General features: G+C 59.8%; 20 protein-coding genes, 1 tRNA gene and 3 pseudogenes. 10 read left to right on the top strand and 14 right to left on the bottom strand.

What is annotated here, in order from left to right:
• The first annotated feature begins 68 nt into the window (after nucleotides 1–68).
• From LJU32_25490 to LJU32_25535, 10 genes are all read left to right on the top strand, one after another.
• Entirely contained in the window at nucleotides 69–1,079 is a 1,011-nt protein-coding gene (locus LJU32_25490; GenBank protein ID WKV88667.1) for an ornithine carbamoyltransferase, read from the top strand.
• Between the two features lie 160 nt (nucleotides 1,080–1,239).
• The gene (gene arcC, locus LJU32_25495) at nucleotides 1,240–2,169 is read left to right on the top strand and encodes a carbamate kinase (protein WKV88668.1); all 930 of its coding nucleotides are present in this window, start codon (nucleotides 1,240–1,242) and stop codon (nucleotides 2,167–2,169) included.
• A gap of 63 nt (nucleotides 2,170–2,232) precedes the next feature.
• Complete coding sequence (locus LJU32_25500; GenBank protein ID WKV88669.1) at nucleotides 2,233–2,595, top strand: DUF5064 family protein; 363 nt, start codon at nucleotides 2,233–2,235, stop codon at nucleotides 2,593–2,595.
• A 207-nt stretch (nucleotides 2,596–2,802) separates the two neighbouring features.
• A complete protein-coding gene (locus LJU32_25505) occupies nucleotides 2,803–4,311 on the top strand; it encodes a sigma-54-dependent transcriptional regulator (protein ID WKV88670.1) in 1,509 nt (502 codons plus the stop codon).
• A gap of 449 nt (nucleotides 4,312–4,760) precedes the next feature.
• Nucleotides 4,761–5,144 (top strand): glycine cleavage system protein GcvH, encoded by a 384-nt coding sequence (gene gcvH / locus LJU32_25510; GenBank protein WKV88671.1) that lies wholly within the window; start codon nucleotides 4,761–4,763, stop codon nucleotides 5,142–5,144.
• 10 nt (nucleotides 5,145–5,154) lie between these two features.
• Nucleotides 5,155–8,007 (top strand): aminomethyl-transferring glycine dehydrogenase, encoded by a 2,853-nt coding sequence (gene gcvP, locus LJU32_25515; GenBank protein WKV88672.1) that lies wholly within the window; start codon nucleotides 5,155–5,157, stop codon nucleotides 8,005–8,007.
• A 201-nt stretch (nucleotides 8,008–8,208) separates the two neighbouring features.
• Nucleotides 8,209–9,585, top strand: coding sequence for an L-serine ammonia-lyase (locus tag LJU32_25520; protein WKV88673.1), 1,377 nt, complete (start codon nucleotides 8,209–8,211; stop codon nucleotides 9,583–9,585).
• A gap of 87 nt (nucleotides 9,586–9,672) precedes the next feature.
• Nucleotides 9,673–10,797, top strand: a complete 1,125-nt coding sequence (gene gcvT, locus LJU32_25525) for a glycine cleavage system aminomethyltransferase GcvT (GenBank protein WKV88674.1) — start codon at nucleotides 9,673–9,675, stop codon at nucleotides 10,795–10,797.
• 404 nt (nucleotides 10,798–11,201) lie between these two features.
• Entirely contained in the window at nucleotides 11,202–11,414 is a 213-nt protein-coding gene (locus tag LJU32_25530) for a cold-shock protein (GenBank protein ID WKV88675.1), read from the top strand.
• Between the two features lie 97 nt (nucleotides 11,415–11,511).
• Nucleotides 11,512–12,000, top strand: coding sequence for an RDD family protein (locus LJU32_25535; GenBank protein WKV88676.1), 489 nt, complete (start codon nucleotides 11,512–11,514; stop codon nucleotides 11,998–12,000).
• A gap of 177 nt (nucleotides 12,001–12,177) precedes the next feature.
• Here LJU32_25535 and nadA read toward each other — a convergent pair whose 3' ends face one another.
• The 14 genes and pseudogenes from nadA to ruvC form a co-directional block, all read right to left on the bottom strand.
• Entirely contained in the window at nucleotides 12,178–13,236 is a 1,059-nt protein-coding gene (nadA, locus tag LJU32_25540; protein WKV88677.1) for a quinolinate synthase NadA, read from the bottom strand.
• Between the two features lie 269 nt (nucleotides 13,237–13,505).
• A tRNA-Lys gene (locus LJU32_25545) sits at nucleotides 13,506–13,581 on the bottom strand.
• Between the two features lie 62 nt (nucleotides 13,582–13,643).
• The gene (gene queC / locus LJU32_25550) at nucleotides 13,644–14,336 is read right to left on the bottom strand and encodes a 7-cyano-7-deazaguanine synthase QueC (GenBank protein WKV88678.1); all 693 of its coding nucleotides are present in this window, start codon (nucleotides 14,334–14,336) and stop codon (nucleotides 13,644–13,646) included.
• A gap of 1 nt (nucleotide 14,337) precedes the next feature.
• Complete coding sequence (gene queE, locus LJU32_25555) at nucleotides 14,338–14,985, bottom strand: 7-carboxy-7-deazaguanine synthase QueE (protein WKV88679.1); 648 nt, start codon at nucleotides 14,983–14,985, stop codon at nucleotides 14,338–14,340.
• A gap of 167 nt (nucleotides 14,986–15,152) precedes the next feature.
• A pseudogene (ybgF, locus tag LJU32_25560) lies at nucleotides 15,153–15,991 on the bottom strand (tol-pal system protein YbgF).
• A gap of 6 nt (nucleotides 15,992–15,997) precedes the next feature.
• Nucleotides 15,998–16,495 carry a peptidoglycan-associated lipoprotein Pal gene (gene pal, locus LJU32_25565; protein ID WKV88680.1) on the bottom strand — a complete coding sequence of 166 codons (498 nt, stop codon included), beginning with the start codon at nucleotides 16,493–16,495 and terminating at the stop codon, nucleotides 15,998–16,000.
• Between the two features lie 52 nt (nucleotides 16,496–16,547).
• Nucleotides 16,548–17,827, bottom strand: a pseudogene (gene tolB / locus LJU32_25570) (Tol-Pal system beta propeller repeat protein TolB).
• Between the two features lie 17 nt (nucleotides 17,828–17,844).
• Entirely contained in the window at nucleotides 17,845–18,921 is a 1,077-nt protein-coding gene (gene tolA, locus LJU32_25575) for a cell envelope integrity protein TolA (protein WKV88681.1), read from the bottom strand.
• Complete coding sequence (tolR, locus tag LJU32_25580; GenBank protein ID WKV91200.1) at nucleotides 18,872–19,372, bottom strand: protein TolR; 501 nt, start codon at nucleotides 19,370–19,372, stop codon at nucleotides 18,872–18,874. Before tolR ends, tolA begins: the two co-directional genes overlap by 50 nt.
• Before the next feature lie 23 nt (nucleotides 19,373–19,395).
• Nucleotides 19,396–20,091, bottom strand: coding sequence for a protein TolQ (gene tolQ / locus LJU32_25585; protein WKV88682.1), 696 nt, complete (start codon nucleotides 20,089–20,091; stop codon nucleotides 19,396–19,398).
• Nucleotides 20,081–20,548: a tol-pal system-associated acyl-CoA thioesterase gene (gene ybgC, locus LJU32_25590; protein ID WKV88683.1), complete on the bottom strand. Its 468-nt coding sequence runs from the start codon at nucleotides 20,546–20,548 to the stop codon at nucleotides 20,081–20,083. The genes tolQ and ybgC overlap by 11 nt, the downstream gene beginning before the upstream one ends.
• Before the next feature lie 127 nt (nucleotides 20,549–20,675).
• A complete protein-coding gene (gene ruvB / locus LJU32_25595; protein ID WKV88684.1) occupies nucleotides 20,676–21,737 on the bottom strand; it encodes a Holliday junction branch migration DNA helicase RuvB in 1,062 nt (353 codons plus the stop codon).
• Nucleotides 21,738–22,345: pseudogene (ruvA, locus tag LJU32_25600) on the bottom strand (Holliday junction branch migration protein RuvA).
• A 114-nt stretch (nucleotides 22,346–22,459) separates the two neighbouring features.
• A complete protein-coding gene (gene ruvC, locus LJU32_25605) occupies nucleotides 22,460–22,987 on the bottom strand; it encodes a crossover junction endodeoxyribonuclease RuvC (protein WKV88685.1) in 528 nt (175 codons plus the stop codon).
• Nucleotide 22,988 lies beyond the last annotated feature (1 nt).

Below are 22,988 nucleotides of genomic sequence, written 5' to 3' on the forward strand. Positions count from 1 at the left end.
ACGACCGTCTCCTGGCCGCACCCATCCCGTAGCGGCCGGGCCGATTACCGAATCCAAGGAGAATCATCATGGCGTTTAACATTCATAACCGTAACCTGCTCAGCCTGGAACACCACACCCCACGTGAGCTGCGTTACCTGCTCGACCTGTCCCGCGATCTGAAACGCGCGAAATACACCGGCACCGAGCAACAGCATCTGAAGGGCAACAACATCGCCCTGATCTTCGAAAAGACCTCGACCCGCACCCGTTGTGCCTTCGAAGTGGCGGCCTATGACCAGGGCGCCAACGTCACTTACATCGACCCGAACTCGTCGCAAATCGGCCACAAGGAAAGCATGAAGGACACCGCCCGCGTGCTGGGGCGCATGTACGACGCCATCGAGTACCGTGGCTTCAAACAGGAAATCGTCGAAGAGCTGGCCAAGTTTGCCGGCGTGCCGGTGTTCAACGGCCTGACCGATGAATATCACCCGACCCAGATGATCGCCGACGTGTTGACCATGCGTGAACACGCCGACAAGCCGATCCACGAAATCAGCTACGCCTACCTGGGCGATGCGCGCAACAACATGGGCAACTCGCTGCTACTGATCGGCGCCAAGCTCGGCATGGACGTGCGCATCTGCGCGCCGAAAGCCTTGTGGCCGCATGATGATCTGGTCGAGCGCTGCAAGAAATACGGCGAAGAAAGCGGTGCGCGCATCACCCTCACTGAAGACCCGAAAGCGGCGGTCAAAGGCGTCGATTTCATTCACACCGACGTCTGGGTATCGATGGGTGAACCGGTGGAAGCCTGGGCCGAGCGCATCCAGCAACTGCTGCCGTACCAGGTCAACGCCGAGCTGATGAAAGCCACCGGCAACCCGCGTACCAAGTTCATGCACTGCCTGCCGGCCTTTCACAACAGCGACACCAAGGTCGGCAAACAGATCGCCGAACAATATCCGCACCTGAAAAACGGCATCGAAGTGACCGACGACGTGTTCGAGTCGCCCGCCTGCATCGCCTTCGAGCAAGCGGAAAACCGCATGCACACGATCAAGGCGATTCTGGTCTCGACACTGGCTGATCTCTAACTGATCGACCCGGTCCCTGTGGGAGCTGGCTTGCCAGCGATGGCGGTGTGTCAGCCGACATAAACACTGACTGATACACCGTCATCGCGGGCAAGCCCGGCTCCCACAGGGATCGCATTCGTCCTGCACGAACTCACTGTTTTCTAGAAGGACATGCACCATGCGTATCGTCGTAGCCCTGGGCGGTAACGCCCTGCTCCGCCGTGGTGAGCCGATGACCGCTGACAACCAGCGCGCCAACATCCGCATCGCCACCGAGCAAATCGCCAAGATCCATCCCGGCAACCAACTGGTCATCGCCCACGGCAATGGCCCGCAAGTCGGTCTGCTGTCGCTGCAAGCGGCGGCCTACACCTCTGTCACCCCCTACCCGCTGGACGTGCTCGGCGCTGAAACCGAAGGCATGATCGGCTACATCATCGAACAGGAACTGGGCAATCTGCTCGACTTCGAAGTGCCGTTCGCCACCCTGCTCACCCAGGTCGAAGTCGACGCCAACGACCCGGCCTTCAAGAACCCGACCAAGCCGATCGGCCCGGTGTACGAGAAAGCCGAAGCGGAAAAACTCGCCGCCGAAAAAGGCTGGGCGATTGCAGCCGATGGCGACAAATTCCGCCGCGTCGTCGCCAGTCCACGGCCGAAACGCATCTTCGAAATCCGCCCGATCAAATGGCTGCTGGACAAAGGCAGCATCGTCATCTGCGCCGGTGGCGGCGGCATTCCGACCATGTATGACGAGCAGCGCAATCTCAAAGGCATTGAGGCGGTGATCGACAAGGATCTGTGTTCCTCGCTGCTTGCCGAGCAACTGGAAGCCGACCTGCTGGTGATCGCCACTGACGTCAACGCGGCGTTCATCGACTATGGCAAGCCGACGCAGAAAGCCATCGCCGAAGCCCATCCGGACGAACTTGAGCGCCTCGGGTTCGCCGCCGGCTCCATGGGGCCGAAGGTGCAGGCAGCCTGTGAATTCGCGCGCCATACTGGCAAGGTTGCGGTGATCGGTTCGCTGGCCGATATCGAAGCCATCGTCCAGGGCACCGCCGGTACGCGGGTCAGCACGGCGAAGCCGGGAATCAGCTACCGATAACAATAAAACGCCGGGGCAGACTCAATGCCTGCCCCGCGACCATGCCTTGAAAGGAGTAGCTCAATGGCCCAATTCGAACCCGGTCATCTGCATATCGAGCGGCACGCGTTGACCGACGATGACGTCAATTACAACGTCTGCCTCGACTATGAAGTGTTCACCGACCCGCAGAAAGGCAAAGGGATTCAGTTCACCCTGCACGGCAGCATGCAAGGCAAGGACGTGAAGGAGGTGTTTTTCCTGCCCAAGGAAGAGGCCTACAACTTTGCCCGCGACGTGACCCGGATCGCCGAGAAATACGGCATACCCAAGACCCACAGCCAGATCGGCTCGGTGCACAAGCATTACGATCTTATGTTTGAAGACATTCGGCAGAAGTTGAATATGCATTCGGGGGATCCGGTCAATCCCGAGCATTTCGAATAACCCGAATCCACCACAACCTCCTGTGGGAGCGGGCTTGCTCGCGAAGGCGGTGTATCAGTAACGAAAATATCGACTGACACACCGCCTTCGCGAGCAAGCCCGCTCCCACAGGGCATTATGTTGTGACGAAAGTCGCCGCAGATTTCATCATTAGCCCGCCCCAAGGCATACTTGCCCCCTCCGCTCTGCAGATCATTGAACCGCCCCATGCGTATCCACGTCAGCTTCATCGACCGCGTCGGCATCACCCAGGAAGTCCTGGCTATCCTCGGTGGGCGCAACCTCAATCTGGATGCCGTGGAGATGATCCCGCCGAACGTCTACATCGACGCGCCTACCCTTAGCCCGCAAGTGCTCGAAGAACTCAAGGATGCGCTGTTTCGCGTGCTCGGCGTAGTAGCGGTGACTGTCGTCGATATCCTCCCCGGCCAGCGCCGGCACTTGCAGCTCGATGCTCTGCTCGCGGCCATGACCGACCCGGTGCTGGCCCTCGACAGCGCCGGCAAGGTGCTGCTGGCCAACCCGGCGTTGATCGCGTTGTACGGTCGCGAACCGGCCGGCGAAAGCGTCTCGGCGCTGTTCAACGATCCCGGCCTGCTCGACACGCTGCTGGAAAACGGCTTTCGCCTGCCGCTGCGCGAGATCACCGTCAACGGCCAGACCCTGCTGCTCGACGCCACGCCGATCACCGACGCCGGCGCGCTGCTGACGCTGTATCAACCGAACCGCATCGGCGAGCAACTCTCGGCACTGCATCACGACCACGCCGAAGGCTTCGACGCGCTGCTCGGCGAGTCTCCGGCGATCCGCACACTCAAGGCCCGTGCGCAACGGGTCGCGGCGCTTGATGCTCCGCTGTTGATTCAGGGCGAAACCGGCACCGGTAAAGAACTGGTGGCACGTGCCTGCCACGCGATCAGTGCGCGGCACAGCGCTCCTTTTCTGGCGTTGAATTGCGCAGCGCTGCCGGAAAACCTCGCCGAGAGCGAACTGTTCGGCTACGCCCCCGGCGCCTTCACTGGCGCGGCGCGTGGCGGTAAACCGGGGCTGATGGAACTGGCCAACCAGGGCACGGTATTTCTCGATGAAATCGGCGAGATGTCGCCGTACTTGCAGGCCAAACTCCTGCGTTTTCTCAATGACGGCAGCTTCCGCCGCGTCGGTGGTGATCGGGAAGTGAAGGTCAACGTGCGCATCCTCAGCGCGACTCACCGCGATCTGGAAAAAATGGTCAGCGAAGGCCTGTTCCGCGAAGACCTGTTCTATCGCCTCAACGTGCTCAACGTCGAAGTGCCGCCGCTGCGTGAACGCGGTCAGGACATTCTGCTGCTGGCGCGCTACTTCATGCAGCAGGCCTGCGCGCAGATCCAGCGCCCGGTCTGTCGTCTGGCGCCGGGGACTTATCCGGCGCTGCTCGGCAATCGCTGGCCGGGCAACGTGCGGCAATTGCAGAACGTGATTTTCCGCGCGGCGGCGATTTGCGAGAGCAGCCTGGTCGATATCGGCGACCTCGACATCGCCGGCACTTCAATGGCGCGTCAGGCCGACAGCGACGTCGACAGCCTCGAACAAGCGGTCGAATCGTTCGAGAGAGAACTGCTGGAAAAGCTCTACGTCAGCTACCCCTCGACCCGACAGTTGGCGAGCCGCTTGCAAACCTCGCACACAGCCATCGCCCATCGCCTGCGCAAATACGGCATTCCCAATAAACCCTGACTCACCGCGCATCCCTTTTGCAGGAAATTCCCATGTGGGAGCGAGCCTGCTCGCGAAAGCGGTCTATCAGCAAAGTGGCTGGCGCCTGACACACCGTCTTCGCGAGCAGGCTCGCTCCCACAGGATTTATGGCGGATTCGAAATCCGTCCAAAAACGACCTCCACCTGTACCGAAAGCGCTACAGCGGAACGATATCGATACACCCGCCTGTGACCAGCGCTGCGCAACGCTTTGATCCCGTTAAGCTTTTCTTCCCGCCCCAAGCTGTAGCGATTTCGCTACAGGTGCGACCTGCCGACAACCACCTAAAAACTACAAGCTATTGATTTATATAGATAAATCAACCTTGGCCGCATTCTTGCTACCCGCCTCCTCATCTATAAAGGGCTTCCCCGCCCCAAGCTTTCCACCGCGTCCGCCAGACGAGTCTGGCCCCTGAGGAGTTTCCATGAGCGAGTTGCGTTTTACTGAAGATCACGAATGGCTGCGCACCGAAGCCGACGGCAGTGTCACCGTCGGCATCACCGCATTCGCGCAGAACGCCCTGGGCGACGTGGTGTTCGTGCAACTGCCTGAGCTGCAGGCTTACGAAAAAGGCGCTGAAGCCGCCACCGTGGAATCGGTAAAAGCCGCCAGCGGCGTATACATGCCGCTCGATGGCGACGTGCTGGAAGTCAACCCGGCACTGCAAGACGCTCCTGAGCTGGTCAACGAAGATCCGCTGGGCGATGGCTGGTTCTTCCGCTTTCAGCCAAGCGATGCCGCCGCTGTCGGCAAACTGCTCGATCAGGACGCCTACGACCGTCTGATCAAAGCCCAAGCCGAAGCCTGAGGAATTAGCCATGACCGCCATCAATCTCGGCACCGCCAACGAATTCATCGCCCGTCACATCGGACCGCGCGCCGGTGACGAGCAAGCCATGCTCAACAGCCTCGGCTTCGACTCGCTCGAAGCGCTGAGCGCCAGCGTCATCCCGGAAAGCATCAAGGGCACCAGCGTGCTCGGCATGGACGACGGCCTCAGCGAAGCCGATGCCCTGGCGATGATCAAATCCATCGCCGGCAAGAATCAGTTGTTCAAGACTTACATCGGCCAGGGCTACTACAACTGCCACACGCCGTCGCCGATCCTGCGCAACCTGCTGGAAAACCCGGCCTGGTACACCGCTTACACTCCGTACCAGCCAGAAATTTCCCAAGGCCGTCTCGAAGCACTGCTGAATTTTCAGACGATGATCAGCGACCTCACCGGCCTGCCGATCGCCAACGCCTCCTTGCTCGACGAAGCCACCGCCGCTGCCGAAGCCATGACCTTCTGCAAGCGCCTGAGCAAGAACAAAGGCAGCCACCAGTTCTTCGCCTCGATCCACAGCCACCCGCAAACCCTCGACGTGCTGCGAACCCGTGCCGAGCCGCTGGGTATCGAGGTGGTCGTGGGCGATGAGCGCGAACTGACTGACGTCACGCCGTTCTTCGGCGCGCTGCTGCAATACCCGGCGAGCAACGGTGATGTGTTCGACTACCGCGAGCTGACCGAGCGCTTCCACGCCGCCAACGCTCTGGTGGCGGTGGCCGCTGATCTGCTGGCCCTGACGCTGCTGACCGCTCCGGGCGAGTTCGGCGCTGACGTCGCCATCGGTTCGGCACAACGCTTCGGCGTGCCGCTGGGTTTCGGTGGCCCGCACGCTGCTTACTTCTCCACCAAAGATGCGTTCAAGCGCGACATGCCGGGTCGTCTGGTCGGTGTCTCGGTTGACCGTTTCGGCAAGCCGGCCCTGCGTCTGGCGATGCAGACCCGCGAGCAACACATCCGCCGCGAGAAGGCCACGTCGAACATCTGCACCGCCCAAGTGCTGCTGGCCAACATCGCCAGCATGTACGCCGTTTATCACGGCCCGAAAGGCCTGACCCAGATCGCCAATCGCGTGCATCACCTGACCGCAATCCTGGCCAAGGGCCTGACCGCGCTGGGCGCGCAAGTCGAGCAAATCAGTTTCTTCGACACCCTGACCGTCGCCACCGGCGCACACACTGCCGCGCTGCACGATAAGGCGCACGCCCAGCAGATCAACCTGCGCGTCATCGACGCCGAACGTCTGGGCCTGTCGGTCGACGAAACCACCACTCAGGCTGATATCGAAACCCTGTGGGGCCTATTCGCCGACGGCAAGACCCTGCCGGACTTCGCTGCGCTGGCCGCCTCGGTGCAGAGCACCATCCCTGCTGCGCTGCTGCGTCAGTCGCCGATCCTCAGCCACCCGGTGTTCAACCGTTATCACTCGGAAACCGAGCTGATGCGCTACCTGCGCAAACTGGCGGACAAGGACCTGGCACTGGATCGCACCATGATCCCGCTAGGCTCGTGCACCATGAAACTCAACGCCGCCAGCGAAATGATCCCGGTGACCTGGGCCGAATTCGGTGCCCTGCACCCGTTCGCCCCGGCCGCACAAAGCGCCGGTTACCAGCAACTGACCGATGAGCTGGAAGCGATGCTCTGCGCCGCCACCGGTTACGACTCGATCTCGCTGCAACCGAACGCCGGTTCGCAAGGTGAATACGCAGGTCTCCTGGCGATCCGCGCCTACCACCAGAGCCGTGGTGATGAACGCCGCGACATCTGCCTGATCCCGTCGTCGGCCCACGGCACCAACCCTGCCACCGCGCAAATGGCTGGTATGCGCGTCGTGGTCACCGCTTGCGATGCCCGTGGCAATGTCGACATTGAGGACCTGCGCGCCAAAGCCCTCGAGCACCGCGAACACCTCGCCGCACTGATGATCACCTACCCGTCGACCCACGGCGTGTTCGAAGAAGGCATCCGCGAAATCTGCGCGATCATTCACGACAACGGCGGCCAGGTGTACATCGACGGCGCCAACATGAACGCCATGGTCGGTCTCTGCGCACCGGGCAAGTTCGGCGGCGACGTCTCGCACCTGAACCTGCACAAAACCTTCTGCATCCCGCACGGCGGTGGCGGCCCGGGCGTCGGCCCGATTGGCGTCAAATCGCACCTGACCCCGTTCCTGCCGGGCCATGGCCAGATGGAACGCAAGGAAGGCGCGGTCTGCGCGGCACCGTTCGGCAGCGCGAGCATTCTGCCGATCACCTGGATGTACATCCGCATGATGGGTGGCGCCGGTCTGAAGCGCGCTTCGCAACTGGCGATCCTCAATGCCAACTACATCGCCCGTCGTCTCGAAGAGCACTACCCAGTGCTGTATTCGGGCAGCAATGGTCTGGTGGCGCACGAATGCATCCTCGACCTGCGTCCGCTGAAAGACAGCAGCGGCATCAGCGTCGATGACGTCGCCAAGCGCCTGATCGACTTCGGCTTCCACGCGCCGACCATGTCGTTCCCGGTCGCTGGCACGTTGATGATCGAGCCGACCGAAAGCGAATCCAAGGAAGAACTCGATCGCTTCTGTGACGCGATGATCCGCATCCGCGAAGAAATCCGCGCAGTGGAAAACGGCACGCTGGACAAGGAAGACAATCCACTGAAAAACGCCCCGCACACCGCAGCGGAACTGGTTGGCGAATGGACCCACCCGTACAGCCGCGAGCAGGCCGTGTACCCGGTCGCGTCGCTGATCGAAGGCAAATACTGGCCGCCGGTCGGACGCGTCGACAACGTCTTCGGCGATCGCAACCTGGTGTGCGCCTGCCCGTCGATCGAAAGCTACGCTTAATGGAATGTGGGGGCGGGTCACCTGTCCCTGTCTCCAGAACGCCACAAATCCCTGTGGGAGCTGGCTTGCCAGCGATGAGGGTGGATCAGTCTGCATATCTGTTGCCTGACACTCCGCCATCGCTGGCAAGCCAGCTCCACATGGAACGCATCAAGCTTTACGCTTCGCCAATCCCTATAACAAGAAACCGGAGAACCACTCATGTCGTTAAGCGTGTTCGACCTGTTCAAGATTGGCATCGGTCCCTCCAGTTCCCACACCGTCGGCCCGATGCGTGCGGCTGCGCGCTTTGCCGAGGGTTTACGCCGCGAAAACCTTTTAACCAGCACCGCCAGCGTGCGCGTTGAGCTGTACGGTTCGCTCGGCGCGACAGGCAAAGGCCACGGCAGCGACAAAGCCGTGCTGCTCGGCCTCGAAGGCGAACATCCAGATACCGTCGACACCGAAACCGTTGCCGCGCGGCTGCATGAGATTCGCGGCAATGGCCGACTGAATCTGCTCGGTGAACACAGCATCGCGTTCAACGAAAAAGAACACCTGGCGATGATCCGCAAACCGTTGGCCTATCACCCCAACGGCATGATCTTTCGCGCCTTCGACGCAGCGGGAATTCAGATCCGCAGCCGCGAGTACTACTCGGTCGGCGGTGGTTTCGTTGTCGATGAAGATGCCGCCGGCGCCGATCGCATCGTCGAAGACGCCACGCCACTGACCTTCCCGTTCAAAAGTGCCAAGGATTTGCTCGGTCATTGCGCCACCTATGGGCTGTCGATCAGCCAAGTGATGCTGACCAACGAAAGCGCCTGGCGTCCGGAAGCCGAGACCCGTGCCGGCCTGCTGAACATCTGGCAAGTGATGCAGGATTGCGTCGCTGCCGGCTGCCGCAACGAAGGCATTTTGCCGGGCGGTTTGAAGGTCAAACGCCGGGCGGCGGCGCTGCATCGGCAATTGTGCAAGAACCCGGAATCGGCGCTGCGCGATCCGCTGTCGGTGCTCGACTGGGTCAACCTTTATGCACTGGCGGTCAACGAAGAAAACGCCAACGGCGGGCGCGTGGTTACTGCGCCCACCAATGGCGCGGCGGGCATCATTCCGGCGGTGCTGCATTACTACATGCGTTTTATCCCCGGGGCGAATGACGACGGCGTCGTGCGCTTTCTGCTGACCGCTGCCGCAATCGGCATTCTCTACAAGGAAAACGCTTCGATCTCCGGCGCCGAAGTCGGCTGTCAGGGTGAAGTCGGCGTGGCCTGTTCGATGGCCGCCGGCGCCTTGTGCGAAGTGCTTGGCGGCAGCGTGCAGCAAGTCGAAAACGCTGCGGAAATCGGCATGGAACATAACCTCGGCCTGACCTGCGACCCGATTGGCGGCCTGGTGCAGGTGCCGTGCATCGAGCGCAACGCGATGGGCTCGGTGAAAGCCATCAACGCGGTGCGCATGGCCATGCGTGGCGACGGTCAGCATTTCGTCTCCCTCGACAAAGTCATCCGCACCATGCGCCAGACCGGCGCCGACATGAAAAGCAAATACAAGGAAACCGCTCGCGGCGGTTTGGCAGTCAACATTATCGAATGCTAATTAGCCCCTCTCCCTCCGGGAGAGGGCTGGGGTGAGGAACTCTTGATCTTGCCTCTCACCCGCAACCCACATTCAAAGGAGCCACGCATGTCCACCGAACAACTCTCGAAAACCCCGCTGCACGCACTGCACCTCGAACTCGGCGCACGCATGGTGCCGTTCGCCGGCTACGACATGCCCGTGCAATACCCGCTGGGCGTGATGAAAGAACACCAGCACACCCGCGAACAGGCCGGGTTGTTCGACGTTTCGCACATGGGCCAGATTCGCCTGACCGGTGCCAATGCAGCCCAAGCCCTGGAAACCCTGGTGCCGGTGGACATCATCGACCTGCCGGTGGGCATGCAGCGTTATGCGATGTTCACCAACGAAAGCGGCGGCATCCTCGATGACCTGATGGTCGCCAATCTGGGCAATGACGAGCTGTTCCTGGTGGTCAACGCCGCGTGCAAGGATCAGGATCTCGCGCATCTGCAAAAACACATCGGCGATCAGTGCACCATTACGGCGCTGTTCGAAGAGCGCGCCCTGCTCGCCCTGCAAGGTCCGGCAGCCGTCACGGTGCTGGCGCGTCTTGCGCCGGACGTGGCGAAGATGACTTTCATGCAGTTCAACCGTGTGTCGTTGCTGGGCGTGGACTGCTTTGTCAGCCGTTCGGGCTACACCGGTGAAGACGGTTTCGAAATCTCCGTCCCGGCCGCCGAAGCGGAAAAACTCGCCCGCGCCCTGCTCGCCGAACCAGAGGTCCAGGCCATTGGCCTCGGCGCCCGTGATTCGCTGCGTCTGGAAGCCGGCCTGTGCCTGTACGGCCATGACATGAACACCGAGACCACACCAATTGAAGCCAGCCTGCTCTGGGCGATCTCCAAGCCACGCCGCGCTGACGGCGCGCGGGCCGGCGGTTTCCCGGGCGCAGAGCCGATCTTCGCGCAGCAACAAAATGGTGTCGCACGCAAACGCGTCGGCCTGCTGCCCCAGGAACGCACCCCCGTGCGTGAAGGCGCAGAAATCGTCAACGAGACCGGCGAGATCATCGGTAGCGTCTGCAGCGGTGGCTTCGGTCCGACCTTGGGAGGACCATTGGCGATGGGTTACCTCGACAGCGCCTACGTTGCTCTCGACACTCCGGTGTGGGCCATCGTCCGTGGGAAAAAGGTGCAAATGCTTGTAAGCAAAATGCCATTTGTTCCACAACGCTACTATCGCGGCTGATCGACTGTTTCTATAAGTAACGCGATTGCGTTATACGTGCACTAATGTGTAACGCAATCGCCATAAAACAGTGCGTTTTTTAACATTCGTTTCGAATATGAACGGTGCTTATAACGTTTGCTGAAAATAGAGCCGGACAATCGTCTAAGACACAACTAGTTAACTGACGAACTGCCATGAAGGGCAGTAAAACCGGGGCCTTCGCAGGGCTTGTTTTTTCTCCCGTAGTTGGCGTAGAGTTTGTCCACTGTGTTTGCATGGGTCAGCTTGGAATCGTGACCTGGGCAGTAGCCTACAAGTTAGCTACATCCCGCTCGACGTCTTCTTACTCCTTGCAACCAGCTCCAGTACTCTTTCATGTGAAAGGGGCTGTCATCAATTTTATGCGTCAAAGGAAATAAGAAATGTCCACACGTCAGAGCGGTACCGTCAAGTGGTTTAACGACGAGAAAGGTTTTGGTTTTATCACTCCAGAAAGCGGTCCGGATCTGTTCGTACATTTCCGCGCCATTCAGGGCAACGGCTTCAAAAGTCTGAAAGAAGGCCAGAAAGTGACTTTCGTTGCTGTGCAAGGCCAGAAAGGCATGCAGGCTGACGAAGTACAAGCAGAAGCCTGATCTGCTGATACGAAAAAGCCCCTGATATTGATATCAGGGGCTTTTTTGTGCGCGCTAATCCGTAAACTGGCGCTTCCATTCACGCCTTGAGGCTGTCATGTCGAAACACCTGCTCACGCCGCAAGGGGACTTTCCTCCCGTTGCTCTCGGTCGTCGTCTGGCGGCGATGTTCTACGACTTCCTGCTGTGCACCGCCCTGCTGATCGTCACCGGATTCATCTACAAGCTGATCCAGGCCGCCATTGTCGGCGAAGAACGCCTGCGGGCGATGACCGATGCCGGCCAGCTCGATGGCGATCCGCTCTATTCCACGGTGCTGCTGCTGGTGCTGTTCGGCTTCTTCGCCAAGTTCTGGACCCACGGCGGGCAGACGCTCGGTATGCAGGTGTGGGGCATTCGCGTGCAGAACAACGACGGCACGGCCATCAGCCTGTGGCAGGCGCTGCTGCGCTTTATGGTGTCGATCGCGTCGTGGTTGTGTATCGGGCTGGGGTTCTTCTGGTCGCTGTTCGACAAGCAGAAACGCACCTGGCATGACATTTACTCGGATACCCGCGTGGTGCGGATCCCGAAGAAGAGCAAATAATTTCCATACTCAAGAGCCGGCCTGTGGTGAGGGGATTTATCCCCGTCCGGCTGCGTAGCAGTCGTAAAGAAGGACACGCGGTATCCCTGATATGCCGCGGTGTTTGATTTAGGGCGGCTTCGCCACCCAATGGGGATAAATCCCCTCACCACAGGGCTCACTTCTACAAGGGGGTACTCAGGCGTTACCGGCCAACTTCATCCGCGCAGCCTGGGTGAAGTCCAGCATGCGCTTCAGCGGGCGAATCGCCTGGGGAATCAGCGCCGGATCGACAAAGATCTCGTTGGTGCCTTCCTTCAAGCTCTTGAGGGTGCGCTCAAGGGTGTTCATGGCCATCCACGGGCAATGCGCGCAACTGCGGCAAGCCGCGCCGTTACCGGCAGTAGGCGCTTCGATGAAGACCTTGTCCGGGCACAGCTGCTGCATCTTGTAGAAGATGCCACGGTCGGTGGCGACGATCAGGGTCTTGTTCGGCAGGCTTTGCGCGGCGGCGATCAACTGGCTGGTGGAACCGACCGCGTCCGCCAGCTCGATCACCGAAGTCGGCGACTCGGGATGCACCAGAATCGCTGCGTCCGGGTACAGCGCCTTCATGTCCTCGAGCTGCTTGGACTTGAACTCTTCATGGACGATGCAGGCACCGTCCCAAAGCAGCATGTCGGCACCGGTCTTGCGCTGAATGTAAGTGCCCAGGTGCTTGTCCGGACCCCAGATGATCGTCTCGCCGTTATCCATCAGGCTTTCGACAATTTCCAGTGCACAGCTCGATGTCACCACCCAGTCAGCCCGAGCCTTAACGGCGGCGGAGGTGTTGGCGTAAACCACCACGGTGCGTTCCGGATGCTGATCGCAGAACGCCGAGAACTCGTCGAAGGGGCAACCCAGGTCCAGCGAGCAGGTCGCCTCCAGGGTTGGCATCAGCACGCGTTTTTCCGGGTTGAGAATTTTTGCCGTCTCGCCCATGAATTTCACGCCGGCGACCACCACGGTCTTGGCCGGGTGAGCATTGCCGAAGCGGGCCATTTCCAGGGAGTCGGAAACACAGCCGCCGGTCTCTTCGGCCAGGGCCTGAATCACCGGATCGCAATAGAAGTGAGCCACGAGCACCGCGTCCTGAGCCTTGAGCTCGGCAGCGATGGCGGAACGGTAATAAGCCTCCTCCTCTGCCGTCAGCGGTTTAGGCTGCTTGGCGTCGAGGTGGGCTTGAACCAGAAGGCGTTCGGAAATCTGCGTCATGTTCGCAAGACCTGCAGGCGCATTCGCGCGAAAGTCGAGTATACACCCGGCTCCGGACCGCTAGAGGGTACCGCCGGGAGAGTGAGTATCATCAGGCACGGGACAGCGTTGAAGCTGCGCAAGGCTACAGAATATCCCGTTGATACAAAAGATGAATCTGACCTGTGTCAGGTCGGGCTGCGCTGAAACATCGAACGCCGAATGGCAGGCAAAAAAACCCGGAAATCCTCACTTTCGTGGGCCTTCCGGATTTTCTAAACCGCCAAATATGGTGGGTCGTGTGGGATTCGAACCTACGACCAATTGGTTAAAAGCCAACTGCTCTACCAACTGAGCTAACGACCCGCTGTGTGGTGGCGCGTATAATACTGATTTTTAAGGACTATTCAACACCTTTTTTGAAAAAATCAAAAATAAGGGGTTGGATCGTCCACACCAGCTGCCGCGAAGCCTTCTGCACGCAGGCGGCAGCTGTCGCACTTGCCGCAGGCGCGGCCGTCATCATCGGCCTGATAGCAGGAAACGGTCAGGCCATAATCCACGCCGAGCTTCACCCCAGCCTGGACGATCTGCGCCTTGCTGAGGTTTTGCAGTGGCGCCTGAATGCGGAAGCCATTGCCTTCCACGCCCGCTTTGGTGGCCAGGTTGGCCATGCGCTCGAACGATTCGATGAACTCGGGACGGCAGTCCGGGTAGCCGGAATAATCCACCGCGTTGACGCCGATGAAGATGTCGCGGGCGCCGAGCACTTCGGCCCAACCCAATGCCAGCGACAGGAACACGGTGTTGCGCGCCGGTACGTAAGTCACCGGAATGCCTTCACCGAGCTCTTCCGGGATGTCGATGCTGGTGTCGGTCAGCGCCGAGCCGCCCATGCCATTGAGGTTCAGCCCGATAACCTTGTGCTCGACCACACCCAGATCGCGAGCCACGCGGGCGGCAGCGTGCAACTCGGCATGCGAGCGCTGGCCGTAATCGAAACTCATGGTGTAGCAGGCATAGCCTTCGGCGCGAGCCATCGCCACCACGGTGGCCGAGTCGAGGCCGCCGGACAGCAGGATGACTGCACGTTTTTCGGTAGTGTTCAGTTGTTCAGTCATCTCAGCGCCCCGGCTCGTCGTTCCAAAGATATTTATGCAGCTGCAATTGCAGGCGTACCGGCAGATTGTCCGCCACCACCCAATCTGCCAACTCGCGGGCATTGAGATCGTGGTGACTTGGCGAAAACAGCACTTCGCCGGCGCGCTGATCGAGACCGTACTGGATCAGTTTGGAAACCGCCCAGTCATAGTCTTCCCGCGAGCAGATGACAAACTTCACCTGATCGTGGCGGGTCAGCAGTTCGATGTTCTCGTAACGGTTGCGGTGGGCTTCTTTCGAGCCCGGCGTTTTCAGATCGACGACGCGACTGACACGCGGATCGACAGCCGAAACGTCAAGGGCGCCGCTGGTTTCCAGCGACACCTCGTAGCCGGCATCACACAACCGCTCAAGCAAAGGAATGGCGTTTGGCTGAGCCAATGGCTCACCGCCGGTGACACAAACGTAGCGCGGACGATATCCAGCCACTTGCTCAAGGATATCGTCGAGGGTGCGGACGGTGCCGCCACTGAACGCATAAGCGCTGTCGCAGTACTGGCAACGCAACGGGCAACCGGTCAGGCGCACGAAAACCGTGGGCAGCCCGGCAGTCCGAGTTTCACCCTGCAACGAGTAGAAAACTTCGGTGATTCTCAATGTGTCTTGCATAGTCGCCACGGGCGTAACAGCTAAACAGGCTGTCCGCCTCCGTCAGGCACTTCAGGCAATCCCGCCAACGCGTAGACCGCAAGAAGCGTGTTTCAGAAAAAGGGCGTGAATTCTAACGAAAAAACCCGCGACAAGCGCGGGTTTCTTCAAAACACGGATGAACCGGCTTACATGCGCTGTAGATCACGCTGGGCCAACTGCGCAGCAGACGTGCCCGGATATTGGGACACCACCTGCTGCAGAATGCCTTTGACCTTGTCGGTGTGACCGAGGCGGCGTTCTACGTCAGCCAGTTTGTACAGCGAGTCCGGCACCTTGTTGTGCTTGGGATACAGCTGCGAAACCTTCGCGAAGGCCTGACCCGCACCTTGCAGATCACCCTTGGCCAGGTTCACTTCGCCCAACCAGTACTGAGCGTTGCCCGCGTACTGGCTGTTCGGGTATTTACGCAGGAAAGCGGCGAAGGCCTGGCTGGCCTTGTCGAAATCCTTGGCTTTGATCAGGTCGAAAGCGGCATCGTAATACAGCTTTTCCTTGGCCGGATCAGCCGGTTCGCTACCCGCAGCAGGGGCTTGGGCGGCCGTAGCAGCACCCGCGCCTGCGGCAGCACCGGCAGCAGCACTTGCGTCGCTACCGGCAGAAGAATTCTCGGGAGTCGCGGCTGGTGCAACGCCGGATCCTATGCGCCGATCAAGATCCTGGTATCGCTCCAGGGATTCCTGCTTCATGCGCGCAACCTGATTCTGCAGTTCTTCGATCACGCCTTGCTGGCGCGAGATCTGATCCTGCATCTGTTGCAATTGGTTGAACAGCATGCCTTGTGCCGAGGCAGGGGCCGAAGCCGCTCCCCGGCATAGGCGCCGTTCGTACCGTAACCCGCAGGCGGATAACTGCTCCCGCTATTGTTATAACCGGAGTTGTCATCGACCACAGGAACCGCAGCCCACGCCGCAAGCGGCGCGAGGCTGAGAGCCAGAACAGTTACAGCACGACGGCACGTTCGCATATCGAATTACTTACGCAGTTCGACGCGACGGTTCTGGGCCCAGGACTGCTCGTCGTTGCCGGTAGCAACTGGACGCTCTTCGCCGTAGGAAACCAGTTCCAGCTGAGCTGGGGAAACACCTTGCAGTACCAGGTAGCGCTGAACGGCTTTCGCACGACGCTCGCCCAGTGCCATGTTGTACTCACGAGTACCACGTTCGTCGGTGTTGCCTTCCAGAACAACGCGAGCGCCGTTTGCTTTCAGGTCTTTGGCGTGAACGTCCAGAGCGCGCATGGCTTCTGGCTTCAGGTCCGAGCTGTCGTATTCGAAGTAGAAGGTGGTGATTGCGCGCAGAGCAGCTTCTTCGCTCAGGGAGCCGTCAACGGCACCAGTGTTTGCGCCGTAACCAGCGTTTGGATCAACAGCGCCTTCACCGGCGTTGTCGCCGCCTTTGGACGAGCAACCTACAGCTACAGCCATGGCCAGAGCCAGCGCAGCAAATTTACCAAACTTCAGCATTTCCATCGTGAAACTCCTAATGAACCCCAGTGTGTTAAGTAAAACGTGTAGCGCCCGCTCACTTCAGGTAAGGGGACCAGGACGGTTCTCTGACTTCGCCTTGAGCGGTAGGAAGCGGGAGCCTCACGCGCCCATTAATGGACACGAGCATCAAGACTCCCGGCCCTGTTGGCGGGTGGCGTAGATTACCATGGTGCCGTTGGGCGCAACAGTAGGTGACTCGTCCAGAGTGCTATCAGTGAGGATCTTTACACTACCCCGCTGCAGATCCTGAGCTGCCACCTTGAAATTGGTGAAGCCATCCTGACGATGAATCATCACCAAAGTCTTTTCATCAGCCGAAAGTTTCGGGTTGGCGTTGTAGTTGCCCACGAACGTCACACGCTCGGCACCACCGCCACCGACGCTGGTTTTATAGATTTGCGGCTTGCCGCCACGGTCCGAGGTGAAATAGATGGTCGAGCCATCCTTGCCCCAGAACGGTTCGGTATTGATGCCCTGGCCGTTGGTTACGCGGCTGATCTGACGCGAACCGAGGTTCATCACGTAGATGTCCGGGTTACCGTCTTTCGACAGCACGAACGCCAGGCGATTGCCGTCCGGCGACCAGGCTGGCGCGCCGTTGAGGCCTTCGAAGTTGGTGATCTGCTCACGGCGACCGGTGTCGATGTTCTGCATGAAGATACGCGGACGCTTCTGCTCGAACGACACGTAGGCGATACGCTTGCCGTCCGGTGCAAAACGCGGCGACAGGATCGGCTCGCGCGATTGCAGCAGAGTCACTGCGCGCGCGCCGTCGTAGTCGGAGCGTTGCAGGGTGTAGCGCGTATTCTTCTCGGAGAAACGCTCAGCCGTCACATACAGCAGGCGAGTCGAGAAGGCACCTTCAATGCCGGTCAGTTTCTGGAACGACTGATCGGAGATGAAGTGCGCCATGTCACGGATCTGGTCGGTCGTACCGGACACACTGCCGTCAGCCACTTTCTGTTCGGTGGCGACGTTGAACAGTGCCCACTGCACCTGCAGGCGACCGCCCGCTGGAGCGATGCTGCCGACCATCATGTACTGAGCACCCACCGCCTTCCAGTCACGGAAAATGATTTCGCTCGGCTGGCTTGGCTGGCTGATCATGTTGGCTTTCGGAATCGGCGAGTAATAGCCCGAGTTGCGCAAATCGTTGCCAATGATTTCAGCCATGTCATCCGGCAGCACGGCGCCGCCCTGCATGCCGAACGGTACGACGGCGATCGGAGTAGCCCGATCGCTGCCGCTGGTGACCAGAATGTTCTTTTCATCTGCCGCCGCGATCCCTGCCATGCAGCAGATCACGACCAGCATTCCTCGAAGAAGGTTTCTCACAAGGCTAGATCCTCAGGTGTGAATGTCATCTTGAATGAACGATACGGAGCGAAATCGCTCGGCTTCATTCCCTGCATTTCTGTCAAACGTCCAATATTCTTCACTGCCGCGACTGCCGAAGCATCGAACGGACCGTCACCGCTGGACTTGGCCACGCTGACCGAAGTCACCGTGCCGTCCGGCAACATGCCGATTTGCAGCACGACCGTCATGCCTTTGCGCGCCGAAGGAGGACGAGCCCAGCCTTCTGCTGCGCGAGCGCGAATCAGGTCATCGAAACTGCCGGCAACCTCGTCACCCTGCTCATCGGCCAGGGCCTGCTGACGCTGCGGCGTGTCGGAAAGCAGATCTGCCAGGGCCTGGGCCTTTTTGTCTTCGGCGGATTTGCGTGCCGCTTCCTGCGCTTTCTTCTTCGCAGCATCGGCAGCAGCTTTCTTCTTCGCGTCTTCGGCGACTTTCTTCTTCGCCTCTTCAGCTTCAGCTTTCTTCTTGGCGTCTTCGGCGGCTTTCTTCTTCGCGTCTTCGACGATCTTCTTCTTGGCTTCTTCGGCAGCGGCTTTCTTCGCCTCTTCCTCAGCAGCCTTCTTCGCTTCGTCTTCGGCCTTCTTCTTGGCTATATCAGCCAATTGTTTCTCTTCGGCCTTTTTCGCTTCGGCTTTCTTCGCGTCGTCGGCTTTCTTGGCTTCATCAGCCTTTTTCGCTTCGTCCGCTTTCTTCGCCTCGTCGGCCTTCTTGGCTTCCTCGGCCTTTTGAGCCGCTTCCTCTTTCTTTTGTTCCGCCGCCTTCACCGCTTCCTGCTCGATCTTTTTCTGTTCCATCTGTTCGACTTCGGTCTGGCGCGCGGCGGATTTCTTCGCCTCACCCGCAATCTTCTGATTGGTCTGGGTGGTCGCCTGACTTTTCGATTTCAGCTGGTACAGAGTCGCCTGAACGATCGGCTTGGCCGGCGGCAGTTCGGGCGTGAAGGCAAAACTGACGAACAGCATCCCGAACACCAGCACGTGCAGGACGATTGCCAGAACACTAGGCCAGAAGTAGCTTTCCGAGGCGGACGGCTCTCGCTGTTGCTGCATCAGGGGCCTCGGTAATCAGACCAACGTTACCGACCCCGGCTTTCTGCAACCCGCCCATGGCGCCCATGACGGCGCCGTAGTCGACAGTCTTGTCGCCGCGAATGAATACCTGGGTGCGTTTGCCGCCCTCGGTGCCAGCGCGAATGATCTTGGTCACCGCGTCAGTCATTTGCGGCAGGGTCATGGCCCTGTCCTGTTGCTTCTCGGTGTCGACTTCGCTGCCAAGGTTCCAGTAGTAGGTCTTGTCAGCCTTGATCGAAATGGTCAGGACCTGGGTGTTGTTGTCCTGCGGCAAGGCTTCGCTGGAAACCTTGGGCAGATCAACTTTCACGCCCTGATTGAGCATCGGCGCGGTCACCATGAAGATGACCAGCAGCACCAACATCACGTCGATGTAGGGCACCACGTTCATCTCGGCGACCGGCTTGCGCTTTTTGCGAGCTCGAGCGATTAAAGCCATCGGGAAATACCTGCTTATTCTTCGCTGGTGTGCACTTTGCGGTGCAGGATCGCCTGGAATTCATCGGCGAAGGTGTAATAGCGGCCAAGCAAGGTTTCGCTGCGCGCAGCAAAACGGTTGTAAGCGATGACCGCTGGGATCGCAGCGAACAGGCCGATCGCCGTGGCGATCAGCGCTTCGGCGATACCCGGAGCTACGGTGGCGAGGGTCGCCTGCTGAGCACTGGCCAGACCGCGGAAAGAGTTCATGATCCCCCACACGGTACCGAACAGGCCGATGTACGGACTGACCGAACCAACAGTGGCGAGGAACGGCAGGCTCTGCTCGAGTTTCTCTTCTTCGCGGGAGATGGCGACGCGCATGGCACGAGCGACACCTTCCATCACCGCTTCAGGATCGACGCCTGGCTGCTGACGCAGACGGGAGAATTCCTTGAAACCCGCACGGAAGATCTGCTCCACGCCCGAATCCGGATCAGGGTTGCTGCCGGCCTGACGGTACAGTTTGGACAGGTCGATACCCGACCAGAAGCGCTCCTCGAAGCTCTCCAGGGCGCGTCGACCGGCACGCAGCAAATTGCTGCGCTGAAAGATCATGATCCATGAGGTCACCGATGCGGCCACCAGGGTCAACATTACCAACTGCACCACGATGCTGGCATTGCTGACCAGGCTCCACATGGAGGAATGGTCGACGACGTTAGCTTCCACGCTTTATCTCCTGCTTTGAGTGTGTACCCGGACCGACCGCGTCGGCGAAGGCCGCACGCAGGTCTTCGGGAAGGGCCCGGGGTTTCAAACTGTCGGTGCGCACGCAGGCCACCAAAAACTGCCCTTCGCAGAGCAGCACATTATCCGTGGCCCGCCTGACCTGCTGTTTGAAGCGCAGGCTGGCACGGTTCAATTCGGTTACATCAGCGCTTACCAGCAGTTCGTCGTCCAGTCGCGCCGGCGCGTGGTAGCGCGCTTCGCTGGAATGCACGACGAACAACAGGTCCTCTGCGGCCAGCTGCGATTGGGCAAAGCCCAGTTCCCGTAGCCGTTCGGTTCGAGCCCGTTCCATAAACTTGAGGTAATTAACGTAATACACGATGCCGCCCGCATCGGTGTCCTCGTAATAAACGCGACAACGATGTGCGAACGGCTCAAGCCCGTTTTGCGCGCGCATACTCTAGTGCTTACTCCTCAGGTTGCCAATCCGGCCAGACAACTGTTTTTCGTGGTTTCAAAGCTTTAACGCAAAAGTACCGTCGTCTGACAGTACAAACCCTGAATAAATCACCAGCAAATGTGTATCAATCGTCGACGGCGTCGAGAAACTCGTCTGCCACGGGCATCTCGCCCATGCGTGACGGAACATTCAAACCGAAATGCAGATAGGCATGGCGCGTCACCACCCTGCCTCGTGGCGTGCGCATGATATAGCCCTGCTGGATCAGATAAGGCTCGAGCACGTCTTCAATGGTGTGGCGCTCTTCACTGATCGCCGCCGCCAGACTGTCGATCCCCACCGGACCGCCGTCGAACTTCTCGATCATGGTCAGCAGCAGGCGCCGATCCTGGTGATCGAAACCGTGTTCGTCGACATCCAGCAGGTTCAGCGCCAGATCCGCCACCGCTTTGGTGATATGACCCTTGGCGCGGACCTCGGCGAAGTCGCGTACTCGGCGCAGCAGACGGTTGGCAATTCGCGGGGTGCCACGGGCGCGACGGGCGATCTCGAACGAACCTTCCGGGTCCAGCGGCAGACCCAGAATGGCCGCTGAACGGCTGACGATTGTTGCCAGATCCGCCGTGCTGTAGAACTCCAGGCGCTGGACGATACCGAAGCGATCACGCAACGGGTTGGTCAGCATGCCGGCGCGGGTGGTGGCGCCGACCAGGGTGAACGGCGGCAGATCAAGTTTGATCGAACGCGCCGCCGGCCCTTCGCCGATCATGATGTCGAGCTGGAAATCTTCCATCGCCGGATACAGCACTTCTTCAACGATCGGCGACAGACGATGAATTTCGTCGATGAACAGCACGTCGTGCGGCTCGAGATTGGTCAGCAACGCGGCCAGATCACCCGGACGTTCCAGCACTGGTCCGGAGGTGCTCTTGATCGACACGCCCATTTCCTGGGCAATGATGTTGGCCAGCGTGGTCTTGCCCAGCCCCGGCGGGCCGAAGATCAAAGTGTGATCAAGGGATTCGCTACGGCCCCGGGCAGCCTGGATAAACAGTTCCATCTGCTCGCGCACGGTCGGCTGGCCAATGTAATCGGCCAGGCTGACCGGGCGGATGGCCCGATCCTGGACTTCTTCGCGCTCGCGCGGGCTGTGCGCGGCGGCGATCAGACGATCAGCTTCAATCACTTAAATCATTCCCTTCAGAGCTCGGCGGATCAGATCTTCGCTGCTCAGATTCTTGTCTTTGATCGCGGAAATCGCCTTGCTCGCTTCCTGCGGCTTGTACCCCAGCGAGATCAGCGCACTGACCGCATCAGTCTCGGCGCTGTTGACCGGCGCCGGCCCATCGGGCTGATTCGGCACCAGCGCGAACATCGCCGGCGACGTTTCCCAAGCCTTGAAGCGGTCTTTCAATTCGACCAGCAGACGCTCGGCGGTCTTCTTGCCAACCCCGGCACCTTGGTCAGCGCCGAAGTATCCTGAGACTGCACGCAGCGCACCAGTTCATCGACTTCCAGGCTCGACATCAATGCCAGCGCCAGTTTCGGGCCTACGCCGTTGAGACGAATCAGTTCGCGGAAAAAGTCTCGCTCACGCTTGCCGGCAAAGCCATAGAGCAATTGCGCATCCTCGCGTACGACCAAATGGGTGTGCAGGGTCAGCGGTTCACCGACCGACGGCAACCGATAAAGGGTGGTCATCGGCACTTCCACCTCATAGCCGAGGCCATTCACATCGAGAATCAGGTGCGGCGGCTGTTTCTCAGCCAAGGTGCCGCGCAAGCGTCCAATCACGTTTTGAATCCTTGAGCGCTGGCCAGCCGTGGGCTGGCGACGATTGAAGGTGGCTTGCGCGCCGGCAACACAGGCACCAGAGAGCCACTTTCAGGAAAATTGATGCTGATGCTATCAGAGACGCAGGCGCCCGCCACGACTGCGTGCGGTTCCCAGACCGTGCGGCAGAAGGCTCGAGCGTGTATGCGCATGGCAAATGGCGATAGCGAGGGCGTCGGAGGCGTCGATTTGCGGCTTGCTGGTCAATTTGAGCATGTGCATGACCATCATCTGCACCTGCTCTTTATTGGCCGCGCCCGTGCCGACCACGGCCTGTTTGACTTGGGTAGCGGTGTATTCGGCGATTTCCAGGCACTCTTCGGCGCCGGCGACGATGGCCGCGCCGCGCGCCTGACCGAGCTTCAGCGCCGAGTCGGCGTTTTTCGCCATGAACACCTTTTCGATGCCCATGGTCACCGGGCCGTAGGTCTTGATTATTTCGCGCACGCCGCGATAGACGATTTGCAGACGCTCATGCAGTTCGCCGGAGCCGGTGCGAATGCAGCCCGAAGCCACATAGATGCAGCCGCCGCGCCCGGTATCGCGAACGATCCCGTAACCGGTAATGCGCGAACCGGGGTCGATACCAAGAATTAAAGTCATA

This window comes from Pseudomonas sp. B21_DOA, assembly GCA_030544685.1.
In the GTDB taxonomy this organism is placed as follows: Bacteria; Pseudomonadota; Gammaproteobacteria; order Pseudomonadales; family Pseudomonadaceae; genus Aquipseudomonas; species Aquipseudomonas fluorescens_AO.